This is a genomic window from Methylibium petroleiphilum PM1, assembly GCF_000015725.1.
GTDB classification, from domain to species: Bacteria; Pseudomonadota; Gammaproteobacteria; order Burkholderiales; family Burkholderiaceae_C; genus Methylibium; species Methylibium petroleiphilum.
Genome location: NC_008825.1, coordinates 3,898,413 through 3,914,783, shown reverse-complemented (window position 1 = coordinate 3,914,783; position 16,371 = coordinate 3,898,413). Strand labels below are relative to the sequence as shown.

At 70.3% G+C, this 16,371-nt stretch carries 17 protein-coding genes; 10 read left to right on the top strand and 7 right to left on the bottom strand.

Annotation, left to right across the window (positions count from 1 at the left end; translation table 11 throughout):
- Nucleotides 1-47: 47 nt before the first annotated feature.
- Both MPE_RS18715 and MPE_RS18710 read right to left on the bottom strand, forming a co-directional pair.
- Entirely contained in the window at nt 48-260 is a 213-nt protein-coding gene (locus MPE_RS18715; RefSeq protein WP_011831277.1) for a hypothetical protein, read from the bottom strand.
- A gap of 118 nt (nt 261-378) precedes the next feature.
- Complete coding sequence (locus tag MPE_RS18710; protein ID WP_036230955.1) at nt 379-633, bottom strand: hypothetical protein; 255 nt, start codon at nt 631-633, stop codon at nt 379-381.
- Between the two features lie 142 nt (nt 634-775).
- Here MPE_RS18710 and MPE_RS18705 point away from each other — a divergent pair, with 142 nt between their 5' ends.
- The 3 genes from MPE_RS18705 to MPE_RS18695 are packed head-to-tail and all read left to right on the top strand — an operon-like array spanning nt 776 to nt 2,845.
- Nucleotides 776-1,540, top strand: a complete 765-nt coding sequence (locus MPE_RS18705) for a YecA/YgfB family protein (protein ID WP_011831275.1) — start codon at nt 776-778, stop codon at nt 1,538-1,540.
- Between the two features lie 50 nt (nt 1,541-1,590).
- Nucleotides 1,591-2,370: a metallophosphoesterase gene (locus MPE_RS18700; RefSeq protein WP_011831274.1), complete on the top strand. Its 780-nt coding sequence runs from the start codon at nt 1,591-1,593 to the stop codon at nt 2,368-2,370.
- A 52-nt stretch (nt 2,371-2,422) separates the two neighbouring features.
- Nucleotides 2,423-2,845 carry a universal stress protein gene (locus MPE_RS18695; RefSeq protein WP_011831273.1) on the top strand — a complete coding sequence of 141 codons (423 nt, stop codon included), beginning with the start codon at nt 2,423-2,425 and terminating at the stop codon, nt 2,843-2,845.
- Nucleotides 2,846-2,855: 10 nt separating this feature from the next.
- Here MPE_RS18695 and MPE_RS18690 read toward each other — a convergent pair whose 3' ends face one another.
- Complete coding sequence (locus MPE_RS18690) at nt 2,856-3,470, bottom strand: TetR/AcrR family transcriptional regulator (protein ID WP_011831272.1); 615 nt, start codon at nt 3,468-3,470, stop codon at nt 2,856-2,858.
- A 165-nt stretch (nt 3,471-3,635) separates the two neighbouring features.
- Here MPE_RS18690 and MPE_RS18685 point away from each other — a divergent pair, with 165 nt between their 5' ends.
- Both MPE_RS18685 and MPE_RS18680 read left to right on the top strand, forming a co-directional pair.
- On the top strand, nt 3,636-4,103 hold the full coding sequence (locus MPE_RS18685; RefSeq protein WP_011831271.1) for a MaoC family dehydratase: 468 nt from the start codon (nt 3,636-3,638) through the stop codon (nt 4,101-4,103).
- Complete coding sequence (locus MPE_RS18680) at nt 4,100-4,606, top strand: flavin reductase family protein (protein ID WP_011831270.1); 507 nt, start codon at nt 4,100-4,102, stop codon at nt 4,604-4,606. The genes MPE_RS18685 and MPE_RS18680 overlap by 4 nt, the downstream gene beginning before the upstream one ends.
- Before the next feature lie 72 nt (nt 4,607-4,678).
- On the opposite strand, the gene MPE_RS18675 is transcribed toward MPE_RS18680, so the two are convergent.
- Together MPE_RS18675 and MPE_RS18670 are read right to left on the bottom strand one after the other, a co-directional pair.
- Complete coding sequence (locus tag MPE_RS18675) at nt 4,679-4,939, bottom strand: PEP-CTERM domain protein (RefSeq protein WP_036230957.1); 261 nt, start codon at nt 4,937-4,939, stop codon at nt 4,679-4,681.
- Between the two features lie 164 nt (nt 4,940-5,103).
- Entirely contained in the window at nt 5,104-6,906 is a 1,803-nt protein-coding gene (locus tag MPE_RS18670; protein WP_011831268.1) for an ABC transporter substrate-binding protein, read from the bottom strand.
- A 170-nt stretch (nt 6,907-7,076) separates the two neighbouring features.
- Between MPE_RS18670 and MPE_RS18665 the strand changes: the two genes are divergently transcribed.
- The 4 genes from MPE_RS18665 (at nt 7,077) to MPE_RS18650 (ending at nt 11,244) form a co-directional block, all read left to right on the top strand.
- Nucleotides 7,077-8,015: an ABC transporter permease gene (locus MPE_RS18665; protein ID WP_011831267.1), complete on the top strand. Its 939-nt coding sequence runs from the start codon at nt 7,077-7,079 to the stop codon at nt 8,013-8,015.
- Entirely contained in the window at nt 8,012-9,067 is a 1,056-nt protein-coding gene (locus tag MPE_RS18660; protein ID WP_011831266.1) for an ABC transporter permease, read from the top strand. The genes MPE_RS18665 and MPE_RS18660 overlap by 4 nt, the downstream gene beginning before the upstream one ends.
- Nucleotides 9,064-10,794, top strand: coding sequence for an ABC transporter ATP-binding protein (locus tag MPE_RS18655; RefSeq protein ID WP_011831265.1), 1,731 nt, complete (start codon nt 9,064-9,066; stop codon nt 10,792-10,794). Before MPE_RS18660 ends, MPE_RS18655 begins: the two co-directional genes overlap by 4 nt.
- Before the next feature lie 207 nt (nt 10,795-11,001).
- Nucleotides 11,002-11,244: a hypothetical protein gene (locus MPE_RS18650; protein WP_036230959.1), complete on the top strand. Its 243-nt coding sequence runs from the start codon at nt 11,002-11,004 to the stop codon at nt 11,242-11,244.
- A gap of 353 nt (nt 11,245-11,597) precedes the next feature.
- Here MPE_RS18650 and MPE_RS22905 read toward each other — a convergent pair whose 3' ends face one another.
- Nucleotides 11,598-14,099: an ATP-binding protein gene (locus tag MPE_RS22905; RefSeq protein WP_011831263.1), complete on the bottom strand. Its 2,502-nt coding sequence runs from the start codon at nt 14,097-14,099 to the stop codon at nt 11,598-11,600.
- A 163-nt stretch (nt 14,100-14,262) separates the two neighbouring features.
- The gene (locus MPE_RS18640) at nt 14,263-15,345 is read right to left on the bottom strand and encodes an alkene reductase (protein ID WP_011831262.1); all 1,083 of its coding nucleotides are present in this window, start codon (nt 15,343-15,345) and stop codon (nt 14,263-14,265) included.
- 103 nt (nt 15,346-15,448) lie between these two features.
- On the opposite strand from MPE_RS18640, the gene MPE_RS18635 reads away from it, so the two are divergent.
- The gene (locus MPE_RS18635; RefSeq protein WP_011831261.1) at nt 15,449-16,291 is read left to right on the top strand and encodes an HDOD domain-containing protein; all 843 of its coding nucleotides are present in this window, start codon (nt 15,449-15,451) and stop codon (nt 16,289-16,291) included.
- Nucleotides 16,292-16,371 lie beyond the last annotated feature (80 nt).

Here is a 16,371-nt window from a genome sequence, read left to right as displayed (position 1 = left end):
TGAAAGGCCGCCCGAGGGCGGCCTTGTTCGTGGGGCGCGACCGCGGCTCAGAGCCGCACGGTGGCGCCGCGGTACAGCGCGTCGACCGTGCGACGGGCCGCGCGCTGGTCCAGCGAGACCTCGCTGAACTGGTCGAGCCACGCCGCCGGGGCGCTGCCCGCCGTGGGCCGCGGCGTGTCGCCGCCGAAGATCTGAAAGGCGGTGCCGACCGACCCGACCGACTCGGCGATCGCGGTGCCGAGCACTTGATAGATGTTCACGAGAATCCTCGAGGTGAATGACGGACTGCGCCGCCGATGCTGTAGATATTAAGGGTTAACCCTCGATTTACGAATGCCATTGCGGCATGCGGGCGAGCGGTCGCCCGCATGGCGGCGCTCAGGAGCGCTGCGTCTCGCGTTCCCAGCGCCGCGCGGCGCCGCGCAGGTCGGCGGCCAGGCCGGGATCGATGCTCTGGTATTTGTCAGCGAGCGCCCACAGTTGCGGCAGGTCTTGCCGGGGATCGTGAGCTTGCCGGCGCTTCGCCAAGCGACCGGCGGCCCATTGCCAAGCGGCTGCGACCGCGCGGGCCAGGGGTTCGGCGCCACGGGGGGCCTTGCGAGGGGCCACGGCCTGAATGCTGATGGTGCTCATGAGATGAACCTTTCTGTTCGTTCGGCCGAAGCCAATGACACAATTCTAGGGAAAACCCTTAGTCCGTGTGCTCGACAAGGTCGTCTCCGCCGACGCACCGCGAAAAAGCGTGGCATCCGGCCGGCATAGGACAATGGACGCCATGTCTGCCTCCGCCCATTCCGCGCCCCTGACCGACCCGGAGATCACCGAGCTCGACGATCTGCTGGCCGCGATCCCCGAACCGCTCGAACCGCTGGACGCCGTGATGCTCGACGGCTACCTGTGCGGCGTGATCGCCCAGCCCGAACTGATCGACCCGGCGCGCTGGCTGCCGCCGGTGTTCGACTGGAACTTCGGTGATCCCGACCAGCCCGACGCCGGCGTCGAGCTCACGCCGGACACCGCCGGCTGGCATGCCGCGAAGCACGAACGCCTGCTCGCGCTGGTGATGCGCCATTACGCGGTGCTGGAGCGACAGTTGCGCGAAGACGCGTGGTTCGACCCGCTGGTGATGCAGCCCGACGATGAGCAGGGCCACCCGCTCGAGGGCGCCGCGGCCATCGGGCCCGCCTTTGCGCCGTGGGCGATCGGCTTCGAGCACGCGCTGAACCAGTTCGACGCGCTCGAATCGCTCAAGCACGCCGACCTGCCGGACCTGCTCGCCTGCGTGCGCCGCCACTTGCCCGAGCAGACCGGCGACGACGCGGCATTCAAGAAGGCGCTCGACGACGAGCACCCGCTGCGCGGCATGGACGAGGCGATCGAGGATCTGGTGTCCAACGTGGTGGCGCTGGCCGATCTGGCCCGTGGCGAGCGACTCAAGGTCGAGACCGTGCGGCGAGCCGGCCCCAAGGTCGGCCGCAACGACCCTTGCCCCTGCGGCAGCGGCAGGAAGTTCAAGCAGTGCCACGGCCGCGACGCCTGAGCCGGCGGCGGCATCCTGGCCGCGGCCGGGCGCGTTGAAGGGCCCGGCCCGTGCGACTGCAACTGCTGTCGGATCTGCATCTCGAGACCGAGGCCTACACGCCCGAACCGTCCGGGGATGCCGAACTGCTGGTGCTGGCGGGCGATATCGACAGCCGCTGGGACGGGCTGGAGCGCTTCGCGCGCTGGCCGGTACCGGTGCTGTTTGTCGCCGGGAACCACGAGTTCGACCGGCGCGAGCTGCGCAGTGCCTGGCCGGCGCTGCGCGAGCGCTGCGCTTCGCTCGGCATCACGCTGCTGGAGCGCGAGCAGCACCTCCGCACCGACAAGGCAGGTCGTCGCATCCGATTCGTGGCGACGACCCGCTGGTGCGACTTCGACCTGTTCGGTGCCGCGGGTCGCGAGCGGGCGATGCGGGCAGCCGGCTACTTCATGCATGTCATGCGGGCCCGCTGCGACGGCCGGCTGTTCGACGCGGCCGCGGTGCGCGACGAGGCACTGGCCTGTCGCGCCTGGCTGGCGCAGGCGCTGGCGGAGCCGACCGATGCCGACGCCACCGTCGTGATCACCCATTACGGGCCGAGTCTGCGCAGCGTTGACCCGCGCTATGGCGAGCAGCCCGGGTCGGCGAGCTTCTGCAACGCCGACGACGAACTGCTGCCGTTCGCCGACCTGTGGCTGCACGGTCACCTGCACTGCCGCCACGACTACAGCGTGGAACACCCGCCCGGCATGCCGCGGGCCCGCACCCGTGTGGTCAGCAATGCGCGCGGCCATGCCCGCAAGGGCGAGGCTGCGGGTCACGACGGTTTGCTGTGCATCAACGTCTGAGCGCCGTGGCTTGCGGCACACTGACAGCTCCATCCTGCACGAGGAGCGAACGATGAAGATCCTGGCCGCCGTCGATGGCAGCAGCTACACGAAGCGCATGCTCGGCTACCTGACGGCGCATGCCGAATGGCTGGTCGCCGGGCACGACATCACCGTGCTCACCGTCAGCGCGCCGGTACCGCCACGCGCGGCAGCGGCGCTCGACCGGGACACGATCCAGTCCTACTACGAGGACGAGGCGGAGAAGGTGTTCAAGCCGATCCGCGCGTTCTTCGCCAAGCAGGGCGTGAACGCCACGTTCGTGCGCAAGACCGGCCACGCGGCCGAGGTCATCGGCAAGACCGCCGAAGCCGGCAAGTTCGACCTGCTGATGCTCGGCTCCCACGGCCACGGCGCGCTGACCGGCATGGTGATGGGCTCGATCACCACCAAGGTGCTGGCATCCTGCCGGACCCCGGCGCTGCTGATCCGCTGAATGCGGCCGTTCAGGCCCGCGCGCCGACCAGGCCGCGGAAGCAGGTGCGCAGCAGCCACTCGATGATCTGCGCGTCGCTGTGCTGGCCGCCGGCCTTCAGCAGGCCGAGGACCGGATCGCAGGCGCGCGCGAACAGCGTGTAGAGCACCACCTCGGCCGGTAGTTGGCGGTCGATCTCGCCATCGGCCTGCGCAGCGGTGATCCAGGCGCCCAGCCGGTCACTGACCTCGAACAGCCGATCGAGGTAGCCGCGGTTCGCCATCAGCGCATTGCGCAAGGTCGAGTTCTGCGCCGGGAGCGACGGCATCTCGCCCGCCAGCTGGACCTCGAGGGTCCAGCGCGCAACGGCTTCGAGCCGTGCGATCGGCCGCAGTTGATCATCGGTTGCCAGGATCTCCGTGAAAGCGAGCGCCCGCTCCAAGACGCGAACCATCGCGGCCGCCGCCAGCTCTTCCTTGGACGTGAAGTGCTTGTAGAGGCTGGCCTTGGCGATCCCCACGTCGGCCGCCACCTCGTCCACCGTCATCGCCTCGAAGCCCTTTTCCGCCAGCAGGCGGTTGACCGAGGACACGATCGCGTCCTCGCGCGCGCGCAGCATCTGTTCACGGAAGGAGGTTTTCGCCATCCCGGAATTGTAGGAGTGCGCCTGCCGCGCTGTACTGGCGGGTCGCGGCGCTACTCGCGAGTCGCCTTGCGCCGCGCGCGCCGGCGCGGTCGCCGTGAGGCTCTGAGACACTCTCGGGGTACACCCCCTCCTCGACCCTGACCGGATCCCCGTGCGAACTGGACCATGACCTCTCAACCGCGCTATTTCTGGGAAGACTTCGGCGTCGGCAGCGTGCGCGAGTTCGGCGCCCACACGCTCGGCCGCGACGAGATCGTGCGCTTCGCCAGCGAGTTCGATCCGCAACCCTTTCATCTCGACGAGGAAGCCGGCCGGCAGTCGCTGTTCGGCGGCCTGGCGGCCAGTGGCTGGCACACCTGCGCGCTGGTGATGCGCATGATGTGCGATGAATACCTGCTCGATTCGTCCAGTCTCGGCTCGCCCGGACTCGAGCAGCTGAAGTGGCAGAAGCCGGTGCTGGTGGGCGACACGCTGCACGTGCGGATGACGGTGACCGACGCCCGCCCCATGACGAGCAAGCCGCACATCGGCCTGGTGCGCACTCGCTGGGAAGCGCTGAACCAGCGTGACGAGGTGGTGCTGGTGATGGAGGGCTGGAACATGTTCCGCCGCCGCGACGTCCCGGCGCCATGAGCACGCCGCGCGCCCAGGCGCCGAGCTTCACGGCGGCGCATTTCCGCGCCGCGCTGGGCATGTTCGCGACCGGCGTGACCATCGTGACGGCACGCACCGCCGAGGGGCAGCGCGTGGGCCTGACGGCCAACTCCTTCAATTCGGTGTCGCTGGCGCCGCCGCTGGTGCTGTGGAGCCTGGGGCGAAGCGCCGGCACCATGCCGGCCTTCGCACGCGGCTCGCACTACGCGATCAACATCCTGGCGGCCGACCAGCGTGAACTGGCCGAGCGCTTCGCGAGCAAGACCGCCGACCGCTTTGCCGGGGTGGCCTGGCGCGAAGGCGGTAGCGGTGCGCCGCTGATCGACGGCGCAGCCGCGGTGTTCGAGTGCTTCAACCGCAGCCAGTATGAGGAAGGCGACCACGTCATCTTCGTCGGCGAGGTCGAGCGCTGCAGCGTGACCGTCGGCGCGACACCCTTGATCTTCCATGGCGGGCGCTATTTCAGCGAACTGCCGCTCTGAGCGTTGCATCGCTCGGGGATGTGCAAATGACAAGGCCCGCCGAAGCGGGCCCTGCTGCGATACGAGCGGCGTTCAGTTGCGGCGGGTGCGGCGGCTGACCACGAAACCCATCACCAGGAAGGCGGCGAGCAGCTGCATGTAGGTGCTCGGCTCCGGCAGCGCGGTCACGTCGGCCGACTCCTGCACCGTGGAGCGAGCGGACAGCGCCTGCGTCGCATCGGCGTGGGTCGTCTGCGTGGCGACGCCGGCGTTGATGGCCTCGGTGGCGGCGCTGGCCGTGCCAGCCACCAGCAGGCTTGCCGTGACGATCAGGGTCTGAAGGGCCTTGTTCATGGAGTGCATCTCTTGCCGTGGAGTCGTTGAGCAAGAGTTTGTCCGGCCGGGGCGGTGGCGGCAGCCCCCCCTTCGCGGGTGAGGCCCCCCGTGGTTCAGGGGGCTCGAAAGACGCTTTCGAGGACTTGAGTCGGGTGCGCGTGAACAAGTCACGCAGCCCGCCGTCAAGGCGCGGCGGGGCGCCGTGCCGGATCGATGTCCACGTATTGCCACCAGTCGAGCCAGAACGGCGCACGCCGGTAGCCGACCACCCACGGATAGGCGAGGTCGGTGAGGATGCGGTGCACATGCACGCGATAGGGCGCATACGCCACCAGCAGCTTGGTCGCCTGGTCGAACAGGGCCTGGCGCTCGGGCCCGTCGGGCAGCGCATTGAGCTGCTCGTAGACGCGGTCGAAGGCCGGCAGCGCGAAGCGCGCGAGATTGCCCTTGCCGACCGACGCTCCGTAGGCGCGCTCCAGCGAGCCCTGGCCATCAGGTGAGCCCGCGCTGGAGCCCACGCGCCACAGCATGAAGCGCCCCGACCGCGCCGACTTCAGGTTCTCGGGCCACTGCGCTGTCTTGAGCACGGCGCGCAGCCCCAGCGCGTCCATGTTCTTCTTCCACAGCTCGTCGAGCTGACGCGAGGCCTGGTCCGACTGCGTCTTCATCTCAAGCACCAGCGGCTGGCCGTCGGGCTGCTCGCGCCAGCCGTCGCCGTTGCGGTCGATGTAGCCGTAGAGATCGAGCAGCGCCTTCGCGCGCGGCAGGTCGAAGGCGCTCATCTCGGTGCGCAGGTCGCTCCGGTAGCCGCTGGTCAGCGGCGGCATGATCGATTGCGCCGGGATCGCCTGGCCGCGCCGCACCAGCTGGATCTCGCGGCCGATGTCGGTGCCGAGCGCCATCGCGCGGCGCAGCGCCACCTTCTCCGGCGTGTAGCCGCCGACCAGCGGGTCCTCCATGTTGAAGACGGTCAGCGTCACGTCGGCACCGGGCACGCGGAACATCTGCAGACCGCGCTTGGCCAGGTTGGGGGCCAGCGTGCCGCCCGGTACGGCCTGGTCGACGAACTCGTTGGGCAGCCGCTCCAGCACGTCCTGCTCGCCGTTCAGGAAGGCCAGCCAGCGCGGCTGCGACTCCTCGATCACGGCGATCTCGACCCGGTCGACCATCGGCAGGCGCCGGCCCTTGAAGCGCTGCAGCAGCGCCTGGCCCTCGGCATCGTCTGCGTTCGGCTGGGCGTCGTAGACCACCTCGCGATAGCGCGGGTTGCGCTCGAGCGCCATGCGCGAGCTGCGCCGCCATTCGGTGAGCCGGAACGGCCCGGTGCCGACCGGGTGCTCCATGATCTTGTCACCGTAGGCCTCGACCACCTCGCGCGCCACCGCGCCCACCACGTCGGAGGCCCAGCCGTAGAGGTGCCGTGGCCGCGGCTCTCGCAGCTGCACGCGGAAGGTGTAGCGGTCCAGCGCCCTCAGGCCCTCGACCTCGCGGTCGTAGTCGAACGGCTGGCCCTTCAGTGCCGCCTCGCGCAACTCGGCGAGTCCGATGATCTTCTCTTCTTCGAGCCCGGGCTGGGCCGGACTCTTGAGCTTGGGGTCGAAGACGCGCTTGACCGCGTAGACGTAGTCCTGTGCCGTCAGCTCGCGCGGCTTGCCCTTGAAGGCCGGATCGTCGGCGAAGTAGATGCCCGGCCTGATGCGGAAGGTGAAGCTGCGGAAATCGTCCGACACCTCGGGCATCGCCGCGGCGGTCGAGGGCCGCAGCTTGAAGGGCCGTGCGAGGTGGTCGTAGCCCAGCGGCGGCTCGAAGATGTGGGCCGTGATGATGCGCGAGTAGAGGTCGCTCACCTGCACCGGATCGAAGCCGGTCTCGGCCACCGGGAAGGCGTAGCGCAGGACCTTGGTCTCGGCCGCGAGGGCGGCGGCTGTCGTGCAGCAGGCCAGCGCCGCGAGCAGCAGCGCGCGCAGGGGGCGGGAGAGGCTCATGGGCGGGGCGGGCGGCTTCCGGTCGACGTGGCTGCATGCTATCGCGCACTCGGGCTTGTCCCGGCATCGGGGGAGCGACGCGATCAGGCTCTAGACTCGCGCCTGCACACACCCGTCGGCGGGCCCGCGCAGCGCGGCCGCTGCGATCCGTTTCCTGGAGTGCTTCGGCGATGGCGGCCTACCTGATCCGACGCCTGTGGCAAATGATCCCGACATTGGTCGGGGTCGTGCTGCTGGTGTTCTTCCTGTTCAAGACCTTCGGGGGCGACCCGGCCGAGATCCTCGGCGGCCTGAACGCCAGTGCCGAGCAGGTCGACGCGATCCGCGAGCAGCTCGGCCTGAACAAGCCGGTGTGGCAGCAGCTGTGGATCTTCGTGCAGCAGATCGTCACCTTCGATTGGGGCAAGAGCTGGGCCACCAACGAGGCGGTCAGCTCGCTGTTCGCGAGCCGCCTGCCGGCCACGCTGACGGTGATGACGCCGATCCTGCTGCTCGACGTGCTGCTGGCGATTCCGTTCGCGCTGGCCGTCGCCTACGTGCGCGGCTCGCTGACCGACCGCGCGATCATGGTCATCACCACCATCGCGCTGTCGATCAGCTTCCTGGTCTACGTGATCGTCGGCCAGTACGTGTTCGCGTTCCGGCTCGGCTGGTTCCCGGTGCAGGGCTGGAGCGACAGCGTGTGGACCAACCTCGCGGTCTACGCCCCGCTGCCGGTGCTGCTGGCGGTGATGGTCGGCATCTCGCCGCAGACGCGGCTCTACCGCAGCTTCTTCCTCGACGAGATCGGGCAGGACTATGTGCGTACGGCACGCGCCAAGGGCCTCACCGAGACACGCATCCTGCTCAAGCATGTGCTGCGCAACGCGTTGATCCCGATCCTGACCAACGTGGCAGTGGCGCTGCCGGGCATCTTCGTCGGCTCCTTCCTGATCGAGACCTTCTTCTCCATCCCGGGCCTCGGACGCGAGGTGCTGCTGGCGGTGAACCGCAGCGACTATCCCGTCATCCAGGCCGTCACGATCTACATCGCGGTCATCACGATGCTGGTCAACCTGGCGACCGACGTGCTCTACAAGCTGGCCGACCCGCGGGTGGTGCTGAAATGAGCGCGCTGCCGATCGACGCGGTGACCGCGGCCACCGGCCCGGCGCGCTCCGAGGGCGTGTGGGCCGCAGCCTGGCGGCGCCTGCGCGGCGACCGCGTCGGCATGGTCTCGCTGGCGGTGGTCGCGGCCTTCCTGCTGATGGTGCTGCTGGCCGGGGCGGGCCTGATCGCGACGGCGTGGCAGGCCGAGGTCGGCGTACCCAACGCGCCGCCCGGCTTCCTGGGGCCGGCGCCGAAGGTGGCCGAGACGGTGATCGCGGTGCCCAGCGGACCGGTGCTGGACCTGTCCGACGTCGATCCGCTGGCGCCGCGCTACGCCGAATGGGCCGAGCGCGCCAAGCAGTTCAGCAGCGTCGCGACGCCGCGTGCCGAGACGCTGCCCTTCGGCGCCGACCGCCTGGGCCGCGATGTGCTGGCCAAGGCCATCAAGGGCGCCGAGGTCTCCATCCTGGTGGGCGTCTCCGCGGCGCTGCTGGCCACGCTGATCGGCACCGTGCTCGGTGCGCTCGGTGGCTTCTTCGGCGGCCGGGTCGGCGACCTGCTGGAGTGGGTCTACAACGTCTTCACGTCCATCCCCGGCATCCTGCTGGTGTTCGCCTTCGCGGCGGTCACCGGCCGCGGCGTGCTGTCGGTGGTGCTGATCCTCGGGCTGACCGGCTGGACCGGCATCTACCGGCTGGTGCGGGCCGAGTTCCTGAAGCACGCGGTGCGCGAGTACGTGCGCGCGGCCGAGGCGATCGGCGCCTCCACCGCCTCGCGCATGTTCCGCCACATCCTGCCGAACGTGAGCCACGTGGTGCTGGTGCAGCTGTCGATCCACGTGGTGGGCTTCATCAAGGCCGAGGTGATCCTCAGCTACCTGGGCCTGGGCGTCAGCGTCGACCAGGTCAGCTGGGGCACGATGCTGGCGGAGGCTCAGGGCGAACTGCTGCTCGGCCACTGGTGGCAGCTGGCCGCGGCGACCGGCTTCATGGCGGTGTTCGTCACGGCCTTCTCGTTGCTCACCGACGCGCTGCGCGATGCGCTCGACCCCAAGCTGAGGGGCGCGGAATGACGGCGCTGCTGAGCATCGACCAGTTGCGCGTGAGCTTCCGTCTCGGCCGCGGCGCGGCGGCCAGCCGCATCGAGGCGGTCGGTCGCGGCGCGCAGGGCGTGAGCTTCGAGATCGCCGAGAACAGCACCGTCGCGCTGGTCGGCGAATCGGGCTCGGGCAAGAGCGTCACCGCGATGGCGGTGCTGAACCTGCTGCCGGAGAACGCCGAACGCCAGGGCTCCATCCGATTCCGTGATCGTGAACTGCTCACCGCCGGACCGGCCGAACTGCGCGCGCTGCGCGGTCGCGAGATCGCCTGCGTGTTCCAGGACCCGATGAGTTCCTTGAACCCGGTGTTCACCGTCGGCCAGCAACTGATCGAACCGCTGGTGCTGCACCTCGGCCTCGGCCGGCGTGCCGCGCGGACGCGCGCCGAGGCGCTGCTGAACGAGGTCGGCCTGCCCGATCCGAAGCGCCGGCTCGACGCCTATCCGCACGAGCTGTCGGGCGGCCAGCAGCAGCGCGTGATGATCGCGATGGCGATCGCCTGCGAACCCCGGCTGCTGATCGCCGACGAGCCGACGACCGCGCTCGACGTCACCATCCAGCGCCAGATCCTCGAGCTGCTGGCCGGGCTGAAGGAGCGGCACCGCATGAGCATGCTGTTCATCAGCCACGACCTCGGCGTGGTCGGCGAGATCGCCGACCACGTGGTCGTGATGCGCCAGGGCACGGTGCGCGAGCAGGCGTCGGTCGAGCGCCTGTTCACCGCGCCGCAGGACCCCTACACGCAGGCGCTGCTGGCCTGCCGGCCGACCCTGGCAGCGCCGCCGGTGCGCCTGGCGGTGATCGACGACCACCTGGCCGATCCGGCCGCCGGAGGCGCTCGCCCCGCGGTGGCGAAGGACCCGGACGCACCGGTCGTGCTGCAGGTCGAGGCGCTGAGCAAGAGCTTCTGGCTGCGCTCGGGGCTGTTCGGCCGCAAGGCCTTCCCCGCCGTCAAGGACGTGAGCTTCGAGCTGCGGCGCGGCCACACGCTGGGCATCGTCGGCGAATCGGGGTCGGGCAAGACCACGGCGGGCCTGGCGCTGCTTCGCCTGCACGAGGCGAGCGGCGGGCCGACCGGCGGCCGGGCGGTGTTCCGCAGCGCGAAGGGTGGCGGCACGCACGAGTTGCTGCAGCTCGGCAAGTCCGACTGGCTGCCGATGCGCCGGCGCCTGCAGGTGGTGTTCCAGAATCCCTATGCCTCGCTGAACCCGCGCTTCACGATCGGCCAGACGCTGGTCGAGCCGATGGCCATCCACGGCCTCGAGCGCGACGATGCGGCGCGCGAGGCCCGGGCGCGGGCGCTGTTGGCCAAGGTCGGCCTCGACGCCGGTGCCTGGGGCAAGTACCCGCACGAGTTCTCCGGCGGCCAGCGCCAGCGCATCGCGATCGCGCGCTGCCTGACGGTCGACCCCGAGGTGCTGGTGCTCGACGAGGCGGTCTCGGCGCTCGACGTGTCGGTGCAGGCCCAGGTGCTGAACCTGCTGCGCGACCTGCAGGACGAGCTGGGCCTGGCCTATGTCTTCATCAGCCACGATCTGGCGGTCGTGCGCTTCATGGCCGACGAGGTGCTGGTGATGAAGGACGGCGAGGTGGTCGAACGCAACACGGTCGAGGCCCTGCTCAGCGCGCCGCGCGAGGCCTACACGCAGCGCCTGCTGGGCGCGATCCCGCGCGGCTACCGGGGCGCGGCGCTGGCCTGAGCGGGGCGGCGCGCCGGCGCCGGCAGTTGACGACACGCGCCGACCGATCGACCAAAAGCGTCGCCCGTGTAACGGTGTTGAAGCGTCGCGCTCGGCGGGCCGGCGACGGCGCGTGACGGTTTGCACGGCCTCGGCCGTCCGTCGTACCTCACCGCGGCTGGCACGCTAGATGCGTTGCCGCCCTCCATACAGCAGGAGGAGTCCGGCATGACACAGAGCATCAAAACAAGGCTTCGCCCCAGCCCGGCGCGCGGCGTTGCGTTCGGCGCGGTGTCTTCGCTGCTGCGCCTGGCGGCGCGCGAGCGTCAGGCCCACGGCGATGCGCCGGCCTGGCTGCAAGGTCTGACACGCGCGCTGCGCGCCGGCGGTCCCGGCAGCGGCGCCCGGCCGCTGCATGCGGTGCTGGCCGGCGGCGATTGCGCACCCAGCGAGTGGCGCAGCGCTCGCTGAGCCGACATCATTCACAGCCAACACATCATCACGCCCCCACCATGATCGCTCCGCGCTTCAAGCTTGCCGCGACCGCTGCCTTCAGCGGATCACGTGACAAGGGCATCAGTGCCGAGCGATCCGGCCGGGGGCCGGTGCTGCCTGCCCGCAACGCGCCCGGTCAGCTCACGCTGCCCTGGGGTGTGGTGCCCGCGGCGCCGGCACGTCAAAGGTTGCGGACCGGTTGACGTCCAAGAGGGGGCGGGCGGGTCGGGGTGGATGAGAGCGAGCCCCTGACCACCACGTCCCGCCCCCTTTCTTTTTCATTCCCCCGAAGCAGACGCTGCAGCACATCGCTGCCCCGGCTGGCGTGGTCAGCGCGCAGCCCGCCGGATCGACAGATGGCGATCGAGGCAGCGCAGCAGTTCGGCCACGTCGACCGGTTTGGTGAGGTACTCATCGAAGCCGCGTTCACGCGCGGCGCGCACGACCTGCGGTTGCGCGTCGGCCGACAGTGCGATGCGGGGCACCTGGGCCAGCGCTGCGTCGTCGCGCAGGGCATCCAGGACCTCGAGTCCGGTCATGTCGCCCAGGTGCATGTCGATCAGCAGCAGGTCGGGGGGCGTGCGGCGCGCACTCTCGATCGCCTCGCGGCCGGTGTACGCGACGCGCAACTCGCAACCGCTGCGCAACAGCAGGAGCTGCTGCACCAGTTCGATGTTGAGCCGGTTGTCCTCGGCGTACAGCACGCTGTGCGGTGCGCTGTCGGAGGCCGCAGGCATGGACGGATCCGGCACTGTCTGGCCCGTGGCCGCCGGGGTGCCGGGTGGAGCGGGCGCACGGCGCAGCTCGACATGGAAGGTCGAACCGCTGCCGGGCTGGCTGTGCACGCTGATGCGGCCGTCCATCAACTCCACCAGCCGCAGCGTGATCGCCAGACCCAGCCCGGTGCCTTCGATGCTGCTGCGCTCCGCGCCGAGCCGGTTGAAGGGCTCGAACAGGTGCAGTTGCTGTGCCGGCGTCATGCCCATGCCGGTATCGGTCACGGCGATGCGCACGGTGTGCTCGTCGATGCCCTCGGTCTCCACCACGACCTGGCCGCCCGACCGGTTGTACTTGACCGCGTTGCTCAGCAGGTTGACCAGCACCTGGCGCAGCCGCATCGGGTCGGCGGTCACGTGCAGGTCGCCGGGGCCGCGCCGGATCAGCGTCACGCCGCTGGCGTGCGCCGTCGGCAGCACCAGCGCGAAGGACTCGCTGACCAGCGCGCTCAATCCTACCGGCTGAGGCTGCAGTGGCAGGCTGCCGGTCTCGATGCGCGACAGGTCGAGCACGTCGCCGATCATCGCCAGCAGATGCTGGCCGGCGCGCTCGATGTGGCCGAGGCGCGCCCGCTGGCCGTCCTGCAGCGGCGCCGAAGGATCGCCCAGCAGCAACTGCGTGAAGCCGAGCACCGCATTGAGCGGCGTGCGCAGCTCGTGGCTCATGCGCGACAGGAACTCGGTCTTGGCCTCGTTCGCGCGCGCCGCCGCCTGGGCGTTCATCAGCGCGGCGTCGGCCTGCTTGCGGTCGGTGATGTCGCGGATGTAGCCGTGCCAGGTCGTGCTGCCATCGGGCAGCCGCTCGGGTGATCCCTGGGCCTCGACCGCGCGCCGTCCGCGTGACGGCAGATCGACCTCGAACTCGATCGCCCAGGGTTCGAGCCGCTGGCCGGCGCGCTCCAGCGTCTCCCACACCCGCTTGCGTTGGCCCTTGGCCACGCGTTCAATCATCAGGCGCGCATCGTCACGCACGGCGCCGTCCGGGTCGAGTTCGAACAGCTCGCGCAGGCCGCGGCTCGCGTAGGGCACGCGCGCGACGCCTTGCGCGTCGACATTGAACTGCAGCAGCACGCCCGGCACCCGATCGGCCAGCTTCGTGAACAGTGCCTCGCGCTCTTGCAGCGCCGCTTCGGCACGGCGGCGCTGGTCGATGTCGAGCGCCACCGTGACGGTGTGCTGGAAGCGACCCAGGGCGTCGAACACCGCCGTGACGGTGAGCTGCACCCACAGCGTCGTGCCGTCGGGCCGCAGATAGCGCTTCTCGCGGTTCTCTCGCAGCACCTGCCCGGCCACCAGGCGGCGCAGCAGATCCTCGTCGTCGGCAAGGTCGTCGGGATGCGTCAGCTCGCGGAAACTGCCCGCGAGCAGCTCGTCGCGCGAGCGGCCCACGATCTCGCAGAAGCGCGCATTGACCTCGAGCAGCCGCCCGTCGGCACCGGTCTGGGCGATGCCGGCGCCGGCCATCTCGAAGCTGTGGCGCCAGCGTTCTTCGCTGGCGCGCAATGCGGACTCGGCGGCCCGCCGCTGGCGGTCGAGCTGCACCGACGCGATGATGCCGGCCATGCTCTGGAACAGCGGGTCGAGCGCGTCCAGCAGGGCGTGGTCGTAGCCTGGCCGCCGGTTCGCGAGGCCGATCATCCCGACCAGCTCGCTGCCGTAGTGCAGCGGCACGCCGAGGAAGGTGTTCAGCGCCTGGTGGCCTTGCGGCAGGCCGCCGCCGCGGCGCGGATCGTTCGGGGCGTCGTTGGCGATCACGGTCTCGCCGGTCACCAGGGCTGCGCCGAACAGCGTCTTCAGGTTGTGGAACTCCATGCCGTCGACGCGCTGGCGCTCGACCTGCTCGCGCGAGGCGGCGTCCCACGCGATGTTGCTCAGCGTGAAGATCTTCAGGTAGGGCGTGCCGTCGGGCTGGCGCCAGACCTCGGCGATGAAACCGTACTCGCTCTCGCCGAGCCGCAGCAGTTCGGGCAGCAAGGCATCGAACACGCGGTGCGGCTCGGCACTGCGCACGAATTGCGATTGCAGCTGTCGGATGAGTGCACCCAGTTCAGGCATGGCGGCGTCGGGCGAGCTGCGACGTGGACAAGGTGCACGGATCGTAAGTCACGCCCGACACGTGGAATACCCCAACGCGGTCGACCCCTCCGCGAGGGGACCCGGCGCGACGATCGCCGTCGGCCGCCGGAGCAGCGGCCCGTCGCCGCCCCGGCGGGCCGCCTCACGGGGCCTGGAGCGCCGGATAGTCGGTGTAGCCCTTGGCGCCGCCGCCGTACAGCGTGTCGCGGTCGAGCGCCGCGAACGGTGCGCCCACGCGCAGTCGCTGCACGAGGTCGGGGTTGCTGATGAAGGGCCGGCCGAAGGCCACGACATCCGCCCGGCCATCCGCCACCGCCTCGATCGCCATGTCGCGGTCGTAGCCGTTGTTCACGATCCACGGCGCCTTCACCCGGGCGCGCAAGGCCGCATAGTCGAACGGCGCAACGTCGCGCGGGCCGCCGGTCGCGCCCTCGATCACGTGCAGGAAGGCCAGCTTCAGCGGCGCCAGCTGCTCGGCCACGTGGTTGAACAAGGCCTGCGGATCCGAGTCGAGTGCGGCGTCGTTGGCGGGCGTCACCGGCGACAGGCGCAACCCGGTGCGGCCGGCGCCGATCTCGGCGGTCACGGCGCGCATCACCTCGAGCAGCAGGCGCGCACGGTTCTCGATCGAGCCGCCGTAGGCGTCGGTTCGGTGGTTGGTGCTGTCGCGCAGGAACTGCTCGAGCAGGTAGCCGTTGGCGCCATGCACCTCGACGCCGTCGAAGCCGGCCTCGATGGCATTGCGCGCCGCCACGCGGTACTGCTCGACGATGCCGGGCAACTCGGCGAGCGCCAGCGCGCGTGGTGCCGACACGTCCTCGAAACCGTTGCGGGTGAAGGTCTTGCTCTTCGCGGTGATCGCCGATGGCGCGACCGGCACCTCGCCCTCGGGCAGCAGCGAGACGTGCGAGATCCGTCCGACGTGCCAGAGCTGCACCACGATCTTGCCGCCGCGCTCGTGCACCGCACGGGTCACAGCCTTCCAGCCCTCGACCTGCTCGCGGCTGTAGATCCCCGGTGTGTCGAGATACCCCTGGCCCAGCGGCGAGATCTGGGTGGCCTCGGTGACGATCAGGCCGGCATCGGCGCGCTGGCGGTAGTACTCGACGGCCAGCGGCGACGGCACGCGCCCGGCGACGGCGCGGTTGCGCGTCAGCGGCGCCATCGCGATGCGGTTGCGGAGTTCGATGTCGCCGAGGCGGATCGGATCGAACAGGCTGGTCATGCGCAAATCCTTCACGGAACAAGTTGCAAGCACTCTAGAAGCACTGCAAAAGGCGCGCTGCTGCAGGCTTACTGGATTCGTGCTTGCGCCTAGGATCGCGCCCATGGCCATCGACAACGCCCTGCGCGCCCTTGACATCGACCTGCCGGCCTGCCCGCAGACCCTGGTGCAGCTGTCGCTGCTGATGCACGACGAGGATGCGAACCTGCAGTCCATCGGCGGACTGATCGAGACCGACATGGCGCTCGCCTCGGCCGTCGTCCGCACCGTCAATTCGGCGCTGTTCGGCCTGCTGCGGCGGGTCGAGTCGGTGCCCGAGGCGGTCCGCTACCTCGGCACCCGGGAAGTCGCGGGGCTGACCTTCGAGATCGGCCTGCGCGGCGCCTTCCCGCCCAGCCCGCTGCTGACCGCGCTGTGGGCGCGCGCCGGCCGCCGCGGGCTGGCGATGGGCCGTGCGGCCCCCACGCTCGACATCGATCCCTGGCTCGCTCACACCGCGGGCCTGTTCGCCGAAAGCGGTCAGGCGGCCCTGGTGGGCCATGACGCACCCGGCTACGAGGCGCTGGTGGCGACCACCCCGAACCCGCTGGTGCAGCTCGAGGCCGAGGCGGTGACCTATGGCCTGAACCATGCTGCCCTGGGCGGCGCGCTCTGCCAGGCCTGGGGCCTGGCCGGTGACGTGGCCGCCAGCGTGCGGCTGCGCCCGATGGCGTTGCGCACCCTGGTTGCGCCGGAGGGCGACGATTTCGCGGCACCGTGGCTGACCGAACCGCTGTCGGTGCAGCGCCTGCTCGCTCTCGGGGCGGCCGTCGACGCGGCGCTCGAAGGCCAGGGCGAGGACATGCTCGCCCGCGCCAGCGCGACGCTCGGGCCGCTGGCCGGACTCGACGCCGCGCTGCTGCACGAAGCCGTGGCGGCCAGCGTCGCCCGGCTCGGCGACGCCTGAACCGCTGATCCCTCCCCACTCCCGTCTTCACCGCGCAGCGGCAGGACGCTGCGCGCGCCGGCACGAGGTGCCCGGTACTG